Origin of the sequence: Pleionea sediminis (assembly GCF_007570825.1) — a bacterium.
GTDB classification, from domain to species: Bacteria; Pseudomonadota; Gammaproteobacteria; order Enterobacterales; family Kangiellaceae; genus Pleionea; species Pleionea sediminis.
On sequence record NZ_SUNB01000001.1, the window covers coordinates 76927 to 92804 of the forward strand.

The 15878-nt window shown below is 42.1% G+C and carries 16 protein-coding genes; 4 read left to right on the plus strand and 12 right to left on the minus strand.

All coding sequences use genetic code 11. From position 1 onward, the window contains the following. Nucleotides 1–165: 165 nt before the first annotated feature. Entirely contained in the window at nt 166–1812 is a 1647-nt protein-coding gene (gene nhaB, locus FAX86_RS00145; RefSeq protein ID WP_144391318.1) for a sodium/proton antiporter NhaB, read from the plus strand. A 68-nt stretch (nt 1813–1880) separates the two neighbouring features. Here nhaB and dnaQ read toward each other — a convergent pair whose 3' ends face one another. From dnaQ to FAX86_RS00160, 3 genes are all read right to left on the minus strand, one after another. Beyond that, nucleotides 1881–2609, minus strand: a complete 729-nt coding sequence (gene dnaQ / locus FAX86_RS00150) for a DNA polymerase III subunit epsilon (RefSeq protein WP_144391319.1) — start codon at nt 2607–2609, stop codon at nt 1881–1883. 71 nt (nt 2610–2680) lie between these two features. Continuing rightward, nucleotides 2681–3124, minus strand: coding sequence for a ribonuclease HI (rnhA, locus tag FAX86_RS00155; protein WP_205859072.1), 444 nt, complete (start codon nt 3122–3124; stop codon nt 2681–2683). Between the two features lie 16 nt (nt 3125–3140). Beyond that, on the minus strand, nt 3141–3887 hold the full coding sequence (locus FAX86_RS00160) for a class I SAM-dependent methyltransferase (protein ID WP_144391321.1): 747 nt from the start codon (nt 3885–3887) through the stop codon (nt 3141–3143). A gap of 39 nt (nt 3888–3926) precedes the next feature. Between FAX86_RS00160 and gloB the strand changes: the two genes are divergently transcribed. After that, on the plus strand, nt 3927–4709 hold the full coding sequence (gene gloB, locus FAX86_RS00165; RefSeq protein ID WP_144391322.1) for a hydroxyacylglutathione hydrolase: 783 nt from the start codon (nt 3927–3929) through the stop codon (nt 4707–4709). A 135-nt stretch (nt 4710–4844) separates the two neighbouring features. Continuing rightward, nucleotides 4845–6482: a LysM peptidoglycan-binding domain-containing protein gene (locus FAX86_RS00170; RefSeq protein ID WP_144391323.1), complete on the plus strand. Its 1638-nt coding sequence runs from the start codon at nt 4845–4847 to the stop codon at nt 6480–6482. Nucleotides 6483–6540: 58 nt separating this feature from the next. On the opposite strand, the gene FAX86_RS00175 is transcribed toward FAX86_RS00170, so the two are convergent. The 3 genes from FAX86_RS00175 to amrB form a co-directional block, all read right to left on the minus strand. After that, a complete protein-coding gene (locus FAX86_RS00175; protein WP_144391324.1) occupies nt 6541–6831 on the minus strand; it encodes an acylphosphatase in 291 nt (96 codons plus the stop codon). Between the two features lie 137 nt (nt 6832–6968). After that, complete coding sequence (gene amrA, locus FAX86_RS00180) at nt 6969–7541, minus strand: AmmeMemoRadiSam system protein A (RefSeq protein ID WP_164503403.1); 573 nt, start codon at nt 7539–7541, stop codon at nt 6969–6971. Beyond that, nucleotides 7528–8325: an AmmeMemoRadiSam system protein B gene (gene amrB, locus FAX86_RS00185; protein ID WP_144391326.1), complete on the minus strand. Its 798-nt coding sequence runs from the start codon at nt 8323–8325 to the stop codon at nt 7528–7530. The genes amrA and amrB overlap by 14 nt, the downstream gene beginning before the upstream one ends. Nucleotides 8326–8419: 94 nt before the next feature. Here amrB and amrS point away from each other — a divergent pair, with 94 nt between their 5' ends. Further along, nucleotides 8420–9508 (plus strand): AmmeMemoRadiSam system radical SAM enzyme, encoded by a 1089-nt coding sequence (amrS, locus tag FAX86_RS00190; RefSeq protein ID WP_144391327.1) that lies wholly within the window; start codon nt 8420–8422, stop codon nt 9506–9508. Here amrS and FAX86_RS00195 read toward each other — a convergent pair. The 6 genes from FAX86_RS00195 to FAX86_RS00220 all read right to left on the minus strand — a co-directional run bounded on the left by FAX86_RS00195 (nt 9505) and on the right by FAX86_RS00220 (nt 15847). Next, entirely contained in the window at nt 9505–10608 is a 1104-nt protein-coding gene (locus FAX86_RS00195) for a DUF3570 domain-containing protein (RefSeq protein ID WP_246128461.1), read from the minus strand. The genes amrS and FAX86_RS00195 overlap by 4 nt on opposite strands. 79 nt (nt 10609–10687) lie before the next feature. Next, nucleotides 10688–10876 (minus strand): DUF4266 domain-containing protein, encoded by a 189-nt coding sequence (locus tag FAX86_RS22705; RefSeq protein ID WP_144393150.1) that lies wholly within the window; start codon nt 10874–10876, stop codon nt 10688–10690. A 39-nt stretch (nt 10877–10915) separates the two neighbouring features. Further along, entirely contained in the window at nt 10916–11410 is a 495-nt protein-coding gene (locus FAX86_RS00205) for a TlpA family protein disulfide reductase (RefSeq protein ID WP_144391329.1), read from the minus strand. A gap of 16 nt (nt 11411–11426) precedes the next feature. Then, a complete protein-coding gene (locus FAX86_RS00210) occupies nt 11427–12089 on the minus strand; it encodes an outer membrane beta-barrel domain-containing protein (RefSeq protein WP_144391330.1) in 663 nt (220 codons plus the stop codon). Beyond that, nucleotides 12059–12922 carry an SH3 domain-containing protein gene (locus tag FAX86_RS00215; protein ID WP_144391331.1) on the minus strand — a complete coding sequence of 288 codons (864 nt, stop codon included), beginning with the start codon at nt 12920–12922 and terminating at the stop codon, nt 12059–12061. The genes FAX86_RS00210 and FAX86_RS00215 overlap by 31 nt, the downstream gene beginning before the upstream one ends. Nucleotides 12923–12937: 15 nt before the next feature. Beyond that, entirely contained in the window at nt 12938–15847 is a 2910-nt protein-coding gene (locus FAX86_RS00220) for an HzsA-related protein (RefSeq protein WP_144391332.1), read from the minus strand. Nucleotides 15848–15878 lie beyond the last annotated feature (31 nt).

The following is a 15878-nucleotide window of genomic DNA, read 5'->3' on the forward strand; positions in this document are numbered from 1 at the left end:
TTTCCCGCCGATTCGGACGACTTGTGCTGCAGATCCACATTTTCTGGCAAATAAAAAACTGAACTAGGAAAATCGACGGAAAGCCATTAAAATATGTGCCCTTATTCGTACCCGCTTAACCTCTAAGCCCAACAATCCCTTTTTTAGAACAGGAATCAAGCAACAATGCCTAAGTCTATTCAAATGGCGTTCCTCCGCAACTTTTTGGGACATGCTCCTGATTGGTATAAATTAACCATTATCGCATTTTTAGTTATCAATCCGCTCATATTTTTTGGTGCCGGAGAAGCAGGAAACACTCTCGCAGGATGGGCACTCATACTCGAATTTATATTTACTCTTGCAATGGCGCTTAAATGTTACCCCCTTCAGCCAGGTGGTTTACTCGCTTTAGAAGCCGTGTTTATGGGGTTGACGAGTCCAGAAACCGTGATGCACGAAGTCGAATCTAACTTGCCCGTCATATTGCTATTAGTCTTCATGGTGGCCGGTATTTACTTCATGAAGCAACTTCTATTGTTTACATTTACCAAAATTCTTTTAGGTGTGCGCTCTAAAGCACTCTTATCTCTACTTTTTAGCTCGGTTGCCGCATTGCTTTCGGCGTTTTTAGATGCACTTACGGTAACTGCAGTTGTCATTTCTGTTGGTGTCGGGTTCTACGGTATTTATCACAAAGTGGCATCAGGAAAAGCATACCATCAGGATCACGATCATAGCGGAGATGATGAAGTTCATGAACTTCATCGAGAAGATCTCGACCGCTTCCGTTCATTTTTACGCAGCTTGTTAATGCATGCCGCAGTCGGTACGGCGTTAGGTGGCGTATGTACTCTTGTTGGGGAACCCCAAAACTTATTGATCGCAGAACGTGCAAACTGGGGATTTGGCGAGTTTTTTATCCGTATGTCACCCGTAACCATTCCAGTTTTAATTACCGGATTACTCACCTGCTATTTTCTAGAAAAATTAAAATGGTTCGGTTATGGCGACAACATTCCTGAAAACGTTCGAGCCATTATGGAAGACTTTGCAAAAGACGAAGATTCAAAGCGCGGATTACAAGCTAAAGTTGCTTTAGTCATGCAAGGCCTGATTGCCATTTGGTTGATTATCGCATTGATGTTCCACTTAGCTGAAGTTGGCTTAATTGGTTTATCGGTTATTGTACTGGCCACAACCTTTACCGGTGTAATTGACGAACACAGTATTGGAAAGTCTTTCGAAGAAGCGCTTCCCTTCACCGCGTTGTTAACTGTATTTTTTGCCATCGTCGCAGTGATTTCTGAGAATCAATTATTTGCTCCCATCATCAATGTTGTATTGCAAATGGAAGGTCCACATCAAGTCGCCATGTTCTACGTTGCCAACGGTGTTTTATCGATGGTCAGCGATAATGTTTTCGTGGCGACTGTCTACATTAATGAAGTTGCTAAGGCAGCACTTGAAGGTTCCATATCGCGAGATACTTTCGATATGCTTGCCGTCGCCATCAATACAGGAACCAATATTCCCAGTGTAGCGACACCCAATGGACAAGCGGCTTTCTTATTCTTATTGACATCAGCACTCGCTCCTCTTATTCGATTGTCATACGGGCGAATGGTTATCATGGCATTGCCCTACACCATTACAATGAGCATTGTTGGTTTAGTCATGGTATACGTAACACTACAACCCTCGACCGATAAAATGTACCAGGAAAAACTAATTAACCATCACTCTTTAGAAGACCTCTGCATCTCGATGCAAGGCACATGGCAAAATGAACACTGTAATTTACACACTCGTAAAAAAAGCGGTGGCCATTAAGAAATACATGAGAAATGAGAAATAAAAAAGGCCACTAAAGTGGCCTTTTTTATTTACGTAATTCATGATTACTCAGTCGAAACAGCTTCACTCTCATCCCAAATTAACTTTCCACCAGAAGCTTTGCGAATAGCCTCTAACCGCTCTTGGTGCGCCTGTTCTTCGGTAGGATTTGCACGAATCACTTTAAGTGGCTGGCTTTTACGAATACGCCGAATTCCCGCGCCACGTTTACCTTCGTCTAAAAAGTCTTGATGAGAAGACAAAGTCAACGACGTTTGCCCCCCAGTCATCAAAAGATAAACATCGGCCAGAATTTCTGAATCGAGTAACGCTCCGTGAAGCGTTCGATGGGAATTATCGATATGATAACGTCGGCAGAGCGCATCTAGATTATTTTTTTGTCCCGGAAACATTTGTCGCGCTAGAGCAAGCGTGTCCAGTACGGAACAATAATCTTCCATTTTTCCACGACCGTCATCTAAACATTTTAATTCCCAGTCAAGGAAACCAATATCAAATGGCGCATTATGAATAACAAGTTCTGCACCATCGACAAATTTAATAAAGTCATCGACAATTTCAGAAAATCGAGGCTTATCCGCTAAATATTCGTTGGTAATTCCATGAACTTGAATTGCGCCATCATCAACAATACGGTCAGGTTGAATATACTGATGATAATGTCGCCCGGTAAGCTTGCGATCCACCAATTCGACACAACCAATTTCGATGATTTTATGTCCTTGCGAAGGTTCAAGTCCGGTGGTTTCTGTATCCAGTACAACCTGTCTCATAATTTTTTATTCGCTTTTTTGAATGAAATTTATTTAATTCGAAATGTCGCTAACCATTACACAGAAATGATTCACGAATGGCCTAAAACGGATTCCACGCCTCGATTCGCAAGTTCATCGGCTAATTCGTTTTCCGGATGACCGCTATGCCCTTTGACCCAATGCCAATGGACGTCATGTTGCTTGACAACCTCATCGAGCATTTTCCATAAATCCGCATTTTTAACTGGCTTTTTTGCTGAGTTTTTCCAGCCACGTTTTTTCCAACCGTCCATCCACTCGGTGATCCCTTTACGTACGTATTGCGAGTCAGTGGTTAAATCTACACGACAGCGTCGATTAAGCGCCTTTAGCCCCTCAATGGCTGCCATTAACTCCATTCGGTTATTGGTGGTGTCTAATTCACCGCCAAAAAGCTCTTTCTCATGCTTTCCCATGCGCAAAAAAGCGCCCCATCCGCCAGGACCAGGATTACCCTTACAGGCCCCGTCAGTAAAAATTTCTACGGTATCCACGAAAATATCTTTGCCTTTAATTTTGTACTTTTTTCAACTCACGCTCAACGAGACGTCGCACGCTCGGCTCAGCAAATCTGGCTGGCACAAGTTTTCGGTTATTATTCCATGATGGGCGAACCGGTGTGATGGTTGAAACGCATTTTTTGGCAATTATAAAGTAATGACTGGTAAAGAAAGAAGCGACGTTTTCATAAAGTGAGGAATCTTCACCGGATTGTCTCAATCCGAGTCCTATGTATGACTCGATAGAAAACCCTAACAACATTAGCCAGTCGCGAATACGAGAAAGACCTATCAAACGCTTTTCGCGACAGGACTTCTTCATAATGCGACAGCCTAAATGACGACCACCATACCAACTGAGCGGATTAATACCCGTTAATATGAGATGTCCGTCAGGAATTACGATACGTTCAATTTCACGTAACAATTGGTGAGGTTCATTAATAAATTCAAGAACATGAGCACACAATGCAATATCAACCGAGTCGGAAGCGAGAGGCAAAGCATCGTACGATGAAAGCACATCGGCGGGCCCATTATCTGGACCAATATTAAACCAATGCTTTACTGGACTGCGTGAGACCGATAAAAAAGCCGAAAGCGGACCTAGCGCCACACCATAATAACCAAATAATTCCGGTAATAGGGTATTCAGTTGTCGTTGCGCATGATAGCAAGCTCGTTCACCACCAAATAGCTCAGACCAATCTTGAGGGATTGGTTTAAGGTTGTCTGGACTGCTCTGCTCTTGGTACATTAAACGGCTCTCAACTACGTAATTTAAGGTTCGTCTTACATGTCAGACTCGTCGTTCACTATTAAACCCATCAAAGCCTTCACTGATAACTATATATGGGCTTTAGTAAATAATCGAGCCTCAGAGTGTATCGTCGTTGATCCCGGAGATGCTGAGCCGGTAGAAAACTTCTTAAAATCCAATAAGTTAAGTCTTTCAGCCATCTTGATCACTCATCATCATTTTGATCATACAGGAGGCATTATCGATCTCAAAAAGAACCACAAATGTCATGTCTATGGGCCCGAAAATCCCAAAATTAACGGAATCGACACGGTTCTGAAAGAAGGCGACACCCTCGAGTTAAACGAATTTGGGGGCCAATACCACATCATTGAAGTCCCGGGGCACACGCTCGATCACATTGCTTATATTGGCAGCGGTCATGTATTTTGTGGCGACACGTTATTTTCAGCTGGCTGTGGACGACTGTTTGAGGGCACTCCAGAGCAAATGTGGCACTCTCTATCCAAGTTGAGAAACCTGTCTGATGAAACTCTGGTTTACTGCACTCACGAGTATACCCAGGCCAACTTAAAGTTTGCGCAAGCTGTTGAGCCAACTAATAAACAGCTGATGCGACGTGTTGAAGAAGTAAATCAATTACGCAGTCAAGATCGTCCGACTGTGCCAAGTAACATGGCTTTAGAAAAAGCAACCAATCCTTTCTTAAGAGCAGAAGAAATACCTATAAAACAATCAGCGGAAACTTTTTCCGGTCATTCGTTGTCTACTCCTGTGGAAGTCTTCGCAACGGTACGTCAATGGAAAGACAATTTTTAAAGGACGGTGCGAATAAACCGTTTTGAGATTGACACTTATCTTTTATAAAAATAGTATATTAACCCAAATTGGCGGTCGACTTTTATTCTTAAACCGAGAATCGACTACCCAAAACCTATCGAATATCTGTTGTCTATGATTAAACACATTGTTTACCTTACGTTCTTTTGCTTTTTATTAACTTCTTGTAAAACCCTGATTCCTCACAGTGGGACCAACCATTCCGACACATCATCGGAAGAAGGTGTTTTAGCAGACCAGACACTTAAAACCGAGCCTTTGAGCGATTTCACGCTGGAAGAAAAAAGCATAAGCGACCAAGACGTTGAATTAATGTCGGTAGATGATTTGCAAAGTGACGTTGCCGAATCCAATAATTTATGGTGGTTAATTCGTAAAGACTTCAACTTGCCGACTCCCGAAAAAAAGAGACTCATCTGGCAAAGAAACTGGTACGCCAAACATCCTTCATATATTGAACGAGTTACTGAGCGAGCAACACCCTATCTTTATCACATTGTAGAACAACTCAAATCACGAAAAATGCCAATGGAGCTCGCATTGCTTCCCATTGTTGAAAGTGCCTTTGATCCATTTGCTTATTCACACGGCCGAGCTTCAGGAATGTGGCAATTTATCCCAGCAACCGGTAAACGTTTTGGTCTTGATCAAAACTGGTGGTACGACGGTCGACGAGATGTTTATTACTCAACCATTGCTGCGTTAGATTACTTAGAATATTTACATAAGCGGTTTGATGGCGATTGGTTGCACGCCGTTGCCGCCTATAATTCAGGTGAAGGCAATGTCATTAAAGCCATTCGAAAAAATAAACGTCGTAACAAACCCACCGATTTTTGGTCATTAGATTTACCCAGAGAAACCGAAGCCTATGTGCCAAAATTGTTAGCGTTGGCCGATCTTTTAGCACGCAATGATACTTTTGGACTAACCTGGACTCCTATCGATAACTCGCCCTACTTTGCAAAAGTAACGGTCGACTCTCAAATCGACTTAATTGTTGCTGCAGAACTCGCAGATATCGATATGGATGAGTTCTACACATTAAATCCAGGCTTCAATCATTGGGCAACGGAGCCTAAACAGGCAACCGATATTTTAGTTCCGGTGAGTCAAAAAGAGATTTTTAAAACAGCTCTTGAAAATACTCCCGCTGAACAACGCATTGCTTTTAAACGTTACACAATACAATCGGGCGATAGCCTGCTTAGCTTGTCGAAAAAATTCAACACGACCGTTGCTCTTTTAAAAAGTACCAACAATATTCGCGGTAATGTTATACGAGCAGGCAAAGCCTTGCTAATACCAACAGCCTCTTATAAATCTGGAAGCTACGTTAAAAGCAAAAACAATCGATTGACGGCCAAGCAAAATCGAAAACGCTCTGGGCAAAAGAAGGACATTAGAGTCCGACGCGGCGATTCATTTTGGTCATTATCTCGCGAATACAAAGTCGGCATTCGGGAACTTGCTGCCTGGAACAGTATGGCTCCAACGGATCCACTCAAAATTGGTCAAAAGTTGGTTGTTTGGACAGAAAGTCCAACCGTAGCGCATGACAAAGCAAGCATCAAAAATAAAACTCGTAAAATTCGCTACAAAGTAAGGCGTGGTGACTCGATAGCTCGTATTGCAGGTAAATTTCGTGTTCGAGTATCTGATGTTGTGCGTTGGAATAGAATCAATCCAGAAAAATATTTGCAACCGGGTCAACGTCTAACTTTGTATGTCGATATCACTCGACAACATTAAAAACTGTTGTATTAACTTAAATTATTAATGGTACTGCAACACTCAAGACTGAGTTAAGCTATTCTGTTGGGCGTGTTTCAAAAGATTCAAACTCATCTTTTGATTCGCACCAGCTGACATTAATATCTTCGACACTTGCATTTTCAGGGCCTCGCTGACACCATTGCATCAACTGCTGAAGTAACATTGCATCACCTTCAGCAATTAACTCTACCCTTCCATCACTCAAATTTCTTACCCAACCATTCAGTCCAAGTTGTGTTGCCTTTTCTTGAGTGCTGGCGCGATACCAAACCCCTTGTACAACGCCAGAAATATAAGCGTGAACTCTTTTATTAGGTTCAGTCATTAAGTCAGCCCTCTTCTAATTTCGGTTTTCATCTCTTATTCAATTTTAAAAGCCATTGAACCACCAGTCTAAACTATTTTTATTAAATAATGACAGCTAAGCCTGACAAATATTTTTATAATGACTTTACTGAGTGACTACATCTCAGAAAAAGAATCAGTTTGGTACACTTCAAAACTCATGCCTTCACTCCAGTAAGTTGGAGGAAATCCAGCTTTTACTTTTAACTGAGACAAAAATTCACGAGGCTCTACCAAAGACTCCCAAACACTGGGTAAAAATGTAGCATGATGTACTCCTTCTTTTAGAGTCAATCCGTCAACACCTGGCTTTAATCGGGATAATAATTCAGTTTCATCACTGACTGAAATGGCAATGGGTTCTGATAAAACTGAAATACTAAATTGAATTTGCTTCAACTCTTCATTTGCAACGCTCGGAAATCGAGGGTCTTGAAATGCTGCCGAGTAAGCATTCTTTGACACGTCAATCACCAATGGATTAATCGCTTGCAGATGTCCGATGCACCCTCTTAATTTTTGTTGCTGATACAATGTGACAAAACTAGCAGCAGGCTGCTGAAGATTGCTCGAGTAATTATCCAGCTCAGCATTAAATTGATCACCAAACTTAAGAAAATATTCTACGCTTTGTCGGGCCACCTTTAGCAAATTGTTTTTATCATCAGCAGAGAGATTAATAACAGACATAAGCGCCATAACCAACAACACGCGACTTGTCGCCCGCAGTATCTCCCGAATTTTTCAATTCAACACAATCGACGTGCCAACCTTGTTGCTGAGAAAATAACAAAAGTCCACTTATTGGTCGGCAACCGCATGCTTCGTTTCCTGTGAGCTGAGCATTCATGTCACAAATTTTTTGGCTAGTAAAACGATCTTTTTCAACCGCCTCGTCATAGGGTAAATAGTGACTTAAATCGCTGCTTACAACAATTAAGTCACCCGGCCGCCACAAGGCATCAAGAACGAGACGCACTTGTTCAGGAGAGGCGTCACCAACCAACAGTGGAACAATGGCGACTTCATCACCCAACACATTTTGAATGAAAGGTAATTGGACCTCCAGGCAATGCTCATCACGATGAGCAAATGAAGAACCTTCAATCAAACCTTGCTGTTCCAATTTTTCCAGCGCTTCGATATCAACTTTAATATTGCCCAAAGGCGTTTCGAAAAATTGACATTGCGCATGAACAATTCCTTTAAATGGTACTCGATGTGCTGGACCTAAAAGAATAATGCGATTAAAGGAATCATGATTTTGATAAAGGTAACGATAAACTTTACCGGCGACTGCACCCGAGTAAATGTAACCCGCATGTGGAGCAATTATCGCTTTTACCGAATTATCATATTGGTTTTTTCCAGTCTCGACTGAGTTGGAGGAAAGAAATTTTTTTACTTCCTGTCGAAGTAAATCTGCCTGATCGGGATAAAACATACCAGCAACAGCCGGATGACGAGCTCTCATTCGGTCTCCTTGAAATCGCCAAAATGATCACTATTAATAACTATAGGACGAAGTTTATATATTTTCGACTTCGCCAACAGAAAAAGGTATTCCTATGACAACGGTATCTACTCAATATTGGCACGCGATTGACTCGGGTAAACACCGTGGAAAAATACAATGTGATCTGTGTCCGAGATTTTGTCAACTCAGCGAGGGTCAACGAGGCTTATGTTACGTTAGAGGCCGAGAAGATGATCAGGTCAAGCTTTTCAGTTATGGACGCTCGTCCGGGTTTTGTATTGATCCTATAGAAAAGAAGCCTTTAAATCACTTTTATCCAGGTTCCTCTGTTCTCTCTTTCGGTACAGCAGGTTGCAATTTAGCATGCAAATTTTGCCAAAACTGGGATATGAGTAAATCTCGAGAAATGGATACTTTAGCTTCCGCAGCCAGTCCGGAGCAAATAGCGCGCGCTGCCAAAAACTTCGACTGTAATTCAGTTGCCTACACGTATAACGACCCGGTTATTTTTTTAGAGTATGCCAGAGATACGGCCATTGCTTGTAAGGAGCAAAATATAAATAGTGTTGCGGTCACCGCAGGCTATATTACAGAGCCGGCAAGAAAAGAATTTTTCCAGTACATGGATGCGGTTAACGTCGATTTAAAAGCCTTCACCGATGAGTTTTATCTCAAGTTATGCGGTGCACACCTGAACAATGTACTGGATACGCTCAATTATATTTATCACGAAACCCAATGCTGGCTTGAAATAACGACATTACTCATTCCAGAAAAAAATGATTCAAATAAGGAGATTAATGAGCTTTCAGAATGGATTATGAAAAATCTTGGCCCTGATGTGCCTCTTCACTTTTCTGCATTTCATCCCGACTGGAAAATGAAAGATATTCCAGCCACACCGGCTGAAACACTAACTCGAGCGCGAGACATTGCGATTAAGAACGGACTTAACTACGTTTATACTGGGAATGTGCATGATACTTTGGGCAGCAGTACCTACTGCCCATCTTGCAATAAAAAACTTATAGAGAGAGATTGGTACGAGCTGGGTGAGTGGCACCTTGAGAAAGGTTCTTGCCAATACTGTGGAACAGCAATTGCCGGACATTTTAAAAATGAATCAGGTACTTTTGGCGCTCGCCGAATTCCTCTATTTAACTATTTTAACAAACACTAATACCAGATCGAAAAGAATAAGCGCGTCACTGTTGCGTCATAAGCAAACAAAGGCTCTTGACCAACAGCAAACTCACCCGGATTAGTATCATGGACTAACACGTTTCTAAAATTATCAAATTCAAATTCAAAATAATCAACAAATAAATTCACACTAAATTTTTTAAACATTGTGCTGTCTTTAAATTCTCTTTCATAACTCACGCCCACCCCGATAGAAAAGTCAGAAAAAGAGCTCATTTCTTTGTCCCGAGCGACAAACTCGGTATTTTGTGCTGGATTTGTTGGATCGATCAAATCTCGATAAAACTCAGCTTGTGTTTGATCATAAACTCGATATTTCCCTTCAAAGATCCAATGCTCTCCATAAGGATGAACATAACCAATCTCATAGTTAGTCGCACTGATGTCCCATGTGTCCGAAAACACTCTGGCTTGCACCGAAAATGAAGCACGATAGGGCAGATAATACATTGATCGAATCGAAAATGCAGAGCTAGTCCGTGTTTCGGGATACACCTCTGATTGATACCGAAATCCTCTCCCTTCAGCGGGATCCAAATATCGGACAACACGATAAGGATTATTTAAAAAGCCTTGATCAGTAACTGTCTCGAAACCAAAGCTGGCTATCCAATTTTTGGTTAATACTTGTGTCCAATCAAGTTTATAATTCTGACGATCGGCCTTCCGCTCAAAGTCCGGATCGCCGGTTTTCATAACCGTGTCCCAACCTCGAGAATATCCAATTGATAGTGTCGACAAATCACCAAAAAAGTCTTGCGTCACACCTAAATATGCCGTGTTCGCCAGATAATCATTTTCTTTACTTCGTGTAAATGCGGTGCTAATGGTTGTTTTGTTCGTTAAGTAATCCAGTCCGAAACTGAATTCTTTACGCCGCTCAAGATAGGGACTCGCATTTGCTAAAACATCAATTGATGCAGCACTTACATTATCAATATAGTAATTCGCAGACGCAGAAAATTTTTCAAGAAATGACTTGCGGACTAAGACAGAGGGTCCATCAATGACCATACCACCACCTTCGTAGCGGTGATACATCGCATCAGCTCGATCTTCTGGCAGTACAGCAGACATGCTCGGGAATACCCAAACACTGAGAAGAAGAAGTAAAAATTTTAACTGGGTTAAAAACGGCATAGTTTCTCTTTCTAACTTAGTTACACCCACAACCACCGCCGGAACCACCTTCCGCACCACGAGCAGCCTCACGCGCCTGAAATACATGGTGCATATAATTGACCGCTATCCCATCTCGGCTAAAGCTCATAATAGGATCAGCTAAATTATCACGTTCGTAAGGCTTAACCCAAGGTTCGATCGCACATGACGTGAGACCGAACATTGGGATAAATATAATAAGTGATTTAAATTTATTCACTAATTATTCTCGCATTAGTTTTTTCATTAATCGCTTGTATTCATTTTCATCGCCAGGTTTGTAACCCCGATGTAAAAATCGCATATTGCCTTCACGATCAACGAGAACCGTGCTTGGCATAGCATCAACGTCATACATTTCACTAACTTTGTTGGTATTATCATAAAGGATAGGGAAAGAAACTGGCACTTCTTTTAAATAGCCGGCAGCTTTAGAGGAGTCTTCTTCCACGTTAACTCCAAGTAAAACAAATCCAAGATTTTTATACTTGTCATAGAACTTGTCTAAAAGAGGCATTTCCTGGCGACAAGGTCCGCACCAACTTGCCCAGAAGTTGATCATGACTACATTACCACGTAATTCACTTAATTTTACATTTTCGCCAGTCATACTTTTTAAAGTAAAATCCGGCGCAGGTTTATTAAGTTCCTTCGCATTAACCGTTACAGCCAACACGACCATTGCTAAAGCAACAAACAGTTGATTAAATATTTTCATAACATTTACCTACTCGTTAAAAGAATACTGAAAGTGAAAAACTAAATTCTAAATTATGGGTGGCTTTTACTTCGCCAACGGGATACTCAGTATTAAATTGATGATTGCGCGTATCCACTGAAAATGCCAGCCAGTCGTTTATTAACGCGCGATATCCTGCGCCATAAACAAAAGTAAATTCTTTATTGTCCAAAAAGGAAGTATTTCCTGCACCAATCACAAAATAAAAAGATGTATTAATCGCTACATCATCGCGCCAGAAAGCTTCGCCCGGTAAAATATTCCAGCCTAAATTAATATCGTAATACTGAAAATCTTTATCGTTAGAAATTACCGCATTCCCTGGGAACAATTCTTCGGCACTTGATAAGCCAGCTTTTGCAGAACCAGCACTAGCCTGCAAAAAGAAATCTTCATTTATAAAATAATTAAATCGAATCCCATAGAGCTCTGACGCTCCAAAATCTTCAATCGCGAGCGAACCAAAAAACACGCCCACTTCAAAATCTTCATCATCGATCAATGCTTCATTGATCTGTTGCCGCTCAAGCTCAGGATCGTAAATCTTGTTGGGTTCGTTTGCTGGCGCTTTTTCTTCAGCTGCCTGAACAAACCCAAAAACTGCGATGCTAGCGATAAGAGCTATGTTTAAAAAAATACGCTGAATCCAATTGTCCATTCTTCTATTCTTTCGTTAGTTTCTTGAGTTGTTAATATTGCGTAATTTCGATATTCGAATCGAAATAAGAACTTATCGCTAATGTAGCTTTTTAATCCACCCGTAACAAATACGGTTTCATCACTTCTATCAACTTCCTGAACAATCGCCGCACTCGGTATAACTTTAACAACACCGCCGCCAATTCCAAAATACGGACTGTATTTCCATTCAGGAAATGGGCTATTGGTCACATTAACGGTCGTTTGTCGCACTTCTGAAAAGTCACCAATGCCTTGCCCGATGACTATTTCACCAGCAAGATTTTGCGTAAACTGCCATGCGCCACTGACTCCCAAAACATTAGCACCACCGAAATCGCCGACTCGAAATCCAATTTCTAAATCTCTCTCAGCAAAGTCTCGTTCATTATAAGTTGTGAACTCAACATCAGTACCGTCTGGATTTTTGGTCTTTAAAATCGCATCAAGCGTTATCCAGCCTTCTTTGCCTTCTTTAGAAATTACATGAAACCAATTGTATTTGCGTCTGACTATCCACAAAGATTCTTTTTGTTCAACAATATGAAAAATGGGATAACCCCGACCGGCACCTGTATGAATATTGATAAAAGGTTCGGCAACCACGACCCGTTGATACTCAGCAAGTCGAGTTTTTAGCTCTTGTTCTTTAAGCAGTGACTCTTCGCGAGTCAGGCCCTCAGCAGAATACAATGATGTGCTAAAAGCTATTAAAAGAGTAGCACTCAACAGCTGTCGACCAATACCAGCAATCACTTTTTTCTCTGCAATGAAACGCCGGCCCTCAAAAAGCCGGCAAATATGATGTATCAAACTGGATTCCTATTTTTAATTTTCTGGTGCTAAAAATGGATTATTGAAATATTGTCCACCAATATCAAGCCACTCTGCTATTAATCTTAGCTCAGCATCCGACAAACGTCCTTGATGGGATCCTGTTCGAAAGAGTTCAAAAAACCGTTCACTCGCTGTTGATCCTGCAGAGCGAAGTATTGGGCTGCCATCAACCGCTATAGTATCGGTCACAGGGGCCGGTTCGGGCACAGGCAGTAAAATAGTGAGAGGAATGGGATCGCCATTATTATCGAGTACAATTTCACCATTTTCATCCGTTTCAAACACTGGCTGCCCTTGAGCATCTGTTTGGAAGATCGGTGAACCATCGGTGTCCGATAACACAGTTGGTAATTGTGTATCAGGATCTTGCTCAAATATAAACATACCATCGGCATCGAGGAAAAAGACGATCAAACCATCGGGATCTATCGTCTGATACAAGAAGCTTCCATCAATTTGAACCGGAACCTGACGATCGATAATCGCGCCTCCAACTAGCTCAACTTGATCATCTTGAAATAACAACTCTCTAAATCCACGCATATGTAGCGGTTCATCTGTGGAAGGTAAGCTCGTTAACTCAAGCTGACCCGCCGGTACCTGAGGCATATTATCTTCAGGATTCACTAAACTGTGACAATTAGTACAAGTATTGTCTTCAACCACATCGCCCATATCGTCGACAACCTGGCGCGGCAAATCGAAAATGGGTTGAATGTGCTCTTCATAATGAATCGTAATGCGACAACCTGCGTACCAGGATGAAGCACAAGCATCAGAAATAGGAGCAGGAGTCAGTAAATCGGAATACAAATAGTTGATGTCCTCAGCGGGTGCCACCACATTAGGATCGGTCCATACATCGGTAAACTGAACATCCAATGAAGGCTCAGGCACGCCGTTGATACGCGTGTAAGCCTCCGCCATTGTCTCGCCATCGTCAGCAAAAATAGCTGGATTGGAATTAGGGAAGTTTGAATTACCTAAACTACCAGAATAAGCCGAGACAGGGTCGGCATCGGCACGACCATGTGAAAGCTCACTATTTGACGTATGACAGCCAGTACATTCTCTCTCTTCACCTAAACGAAGTTGTAACCAATTTTCATGGCGGCCAGAAACTCGCTGTCCGTATTCGTCAAGTAAACTAATAGTAAACGGAACGTTCGCCGGAATTTTTACTTTTACAGAACCATCAGGCTCGATGGGTACATAACCTAAAATCTCTCGCATCAGCTGGTTTCCAGCACGGCCAAATGCGCTGCGATCGAAATCGTAAACTTCATCATCAGGTATGGCAACGCCCTTCACAATTCGCAAAAATCGCGCGCGTTGAAAGTCATCAGGATTTTCTCCCGGCGGCGTTATCGCAGGATCTGCTAGCTGTGCTATGCCATTCGGTGTTGAATCGACCCCGTCGATATCATAGACACTACGAATGTGTAACACACCAACATTGTCGGACACTAGATCCTGATCCAAATCGATACCAGGAACACCATCTGGAATATTGCTCAAACTATTGAATCGCTCCTGAAATATGACCGGTTCTGTCATCCACATACCATCCTGAGCAACAACAACTGGCGTTTGCGTATTTTCACTACGATTCCAAATCCAAATTCCATAGGAGGGCGTCGCAGGTAGCAAATCACCATCTTCGAAAGATTGAATGTTTTCATCGGTACACGGAAGAATTGTGCTCTCCTCAGTTGTCGCATCAAACTCACGCAACAAACACGGCGACCAACTCATGATAATTCGGCCTCCCGAATCATCCCACAAAGGTGAAATACTGTGGAATAGTCCCCCGGGAGATGGGGTGTTATCGGTATTTACTACGTCCGCAGCGATAGATTCTTGTCCTTGCCCCTCAGTACCGTCGGTTCTCTGATCGGCCTCGATAAAATTTTCAAAATCAATAGTCACCGGATCGCCGCCATAAGTAATACTTCTTACCGGTTTACTTAAAACCAATAAGCGACCATCAGGCATAATTTGAGGATCACTAAAAACGGCTTCTACGCCACCATTTCCGGTATTTTGGCTGTGATAACCATACAACCTTTGTAAATTCGTTCCATCTGGATGAACCGTGTAGAGAGAATGAGCATTGGAACCGCCCATCTGATCAAGTCGCAAAAAGGCAAGTCGACCGTCCTCCAACAAGGTAGGATTGAAGTCGTGACTTTGATTGAAAGTAATTTGCTTGAGGTTACTACCGTCATCACTCATCACATGCAAAACAAAAGCGTGCGTATCAAGACCTTCTTCCAGACCTGAAAACTGTGGTTTGCCTTCATCCAACAAAATGGCCTTAGCTTGACGCTGCCGAGTCGATGCAAACGCAATTCTGCCATCAGGGAGATAAGTAGGCATCACATCGTGACCGTCTTCTGCCACAATATTAGAAGCAATAACGCGGGTTAAAGTATCTGTCTCTAGCTCATACTGCCAAATGTTCCATTTAGGCTGGTCTTCTTCATCTAAATTGGGATCCTCTGGTGCTCGCATCGCAAACACAAGTTTCAAGCCGTCAGGCGAAACCGACAAATCTTTTACATCATATAAAGGTGTGACATCGGGATTTTCAGGGTCAATGAAAGCGCGAGTGGATATATCTCTTGCCTGTGCGCTGGGTAGAGCTCGATCCTTCAACATGAGAACCGCACCAGGATTGAAAGCTTCTGGCTCGTTAACATTGTCCATTATCGGATTACCGTCTTCATCCGCAGGTATCGGACGAGCGACAAAAGCCACTGCAAAATCAGAGACAGTTGGATCAGGATCTTGAGAACTGTCAGCTATTGGATCATCGCTGGTACAACCAGCAATGATTAACGCGCTTAGTAAAAACGTTGGCAAAGTTAGAAACTTTGATTTTCTCAGCATTGGTTGCATTTTGCCTTCCCACTTAATACATTTATCGCCC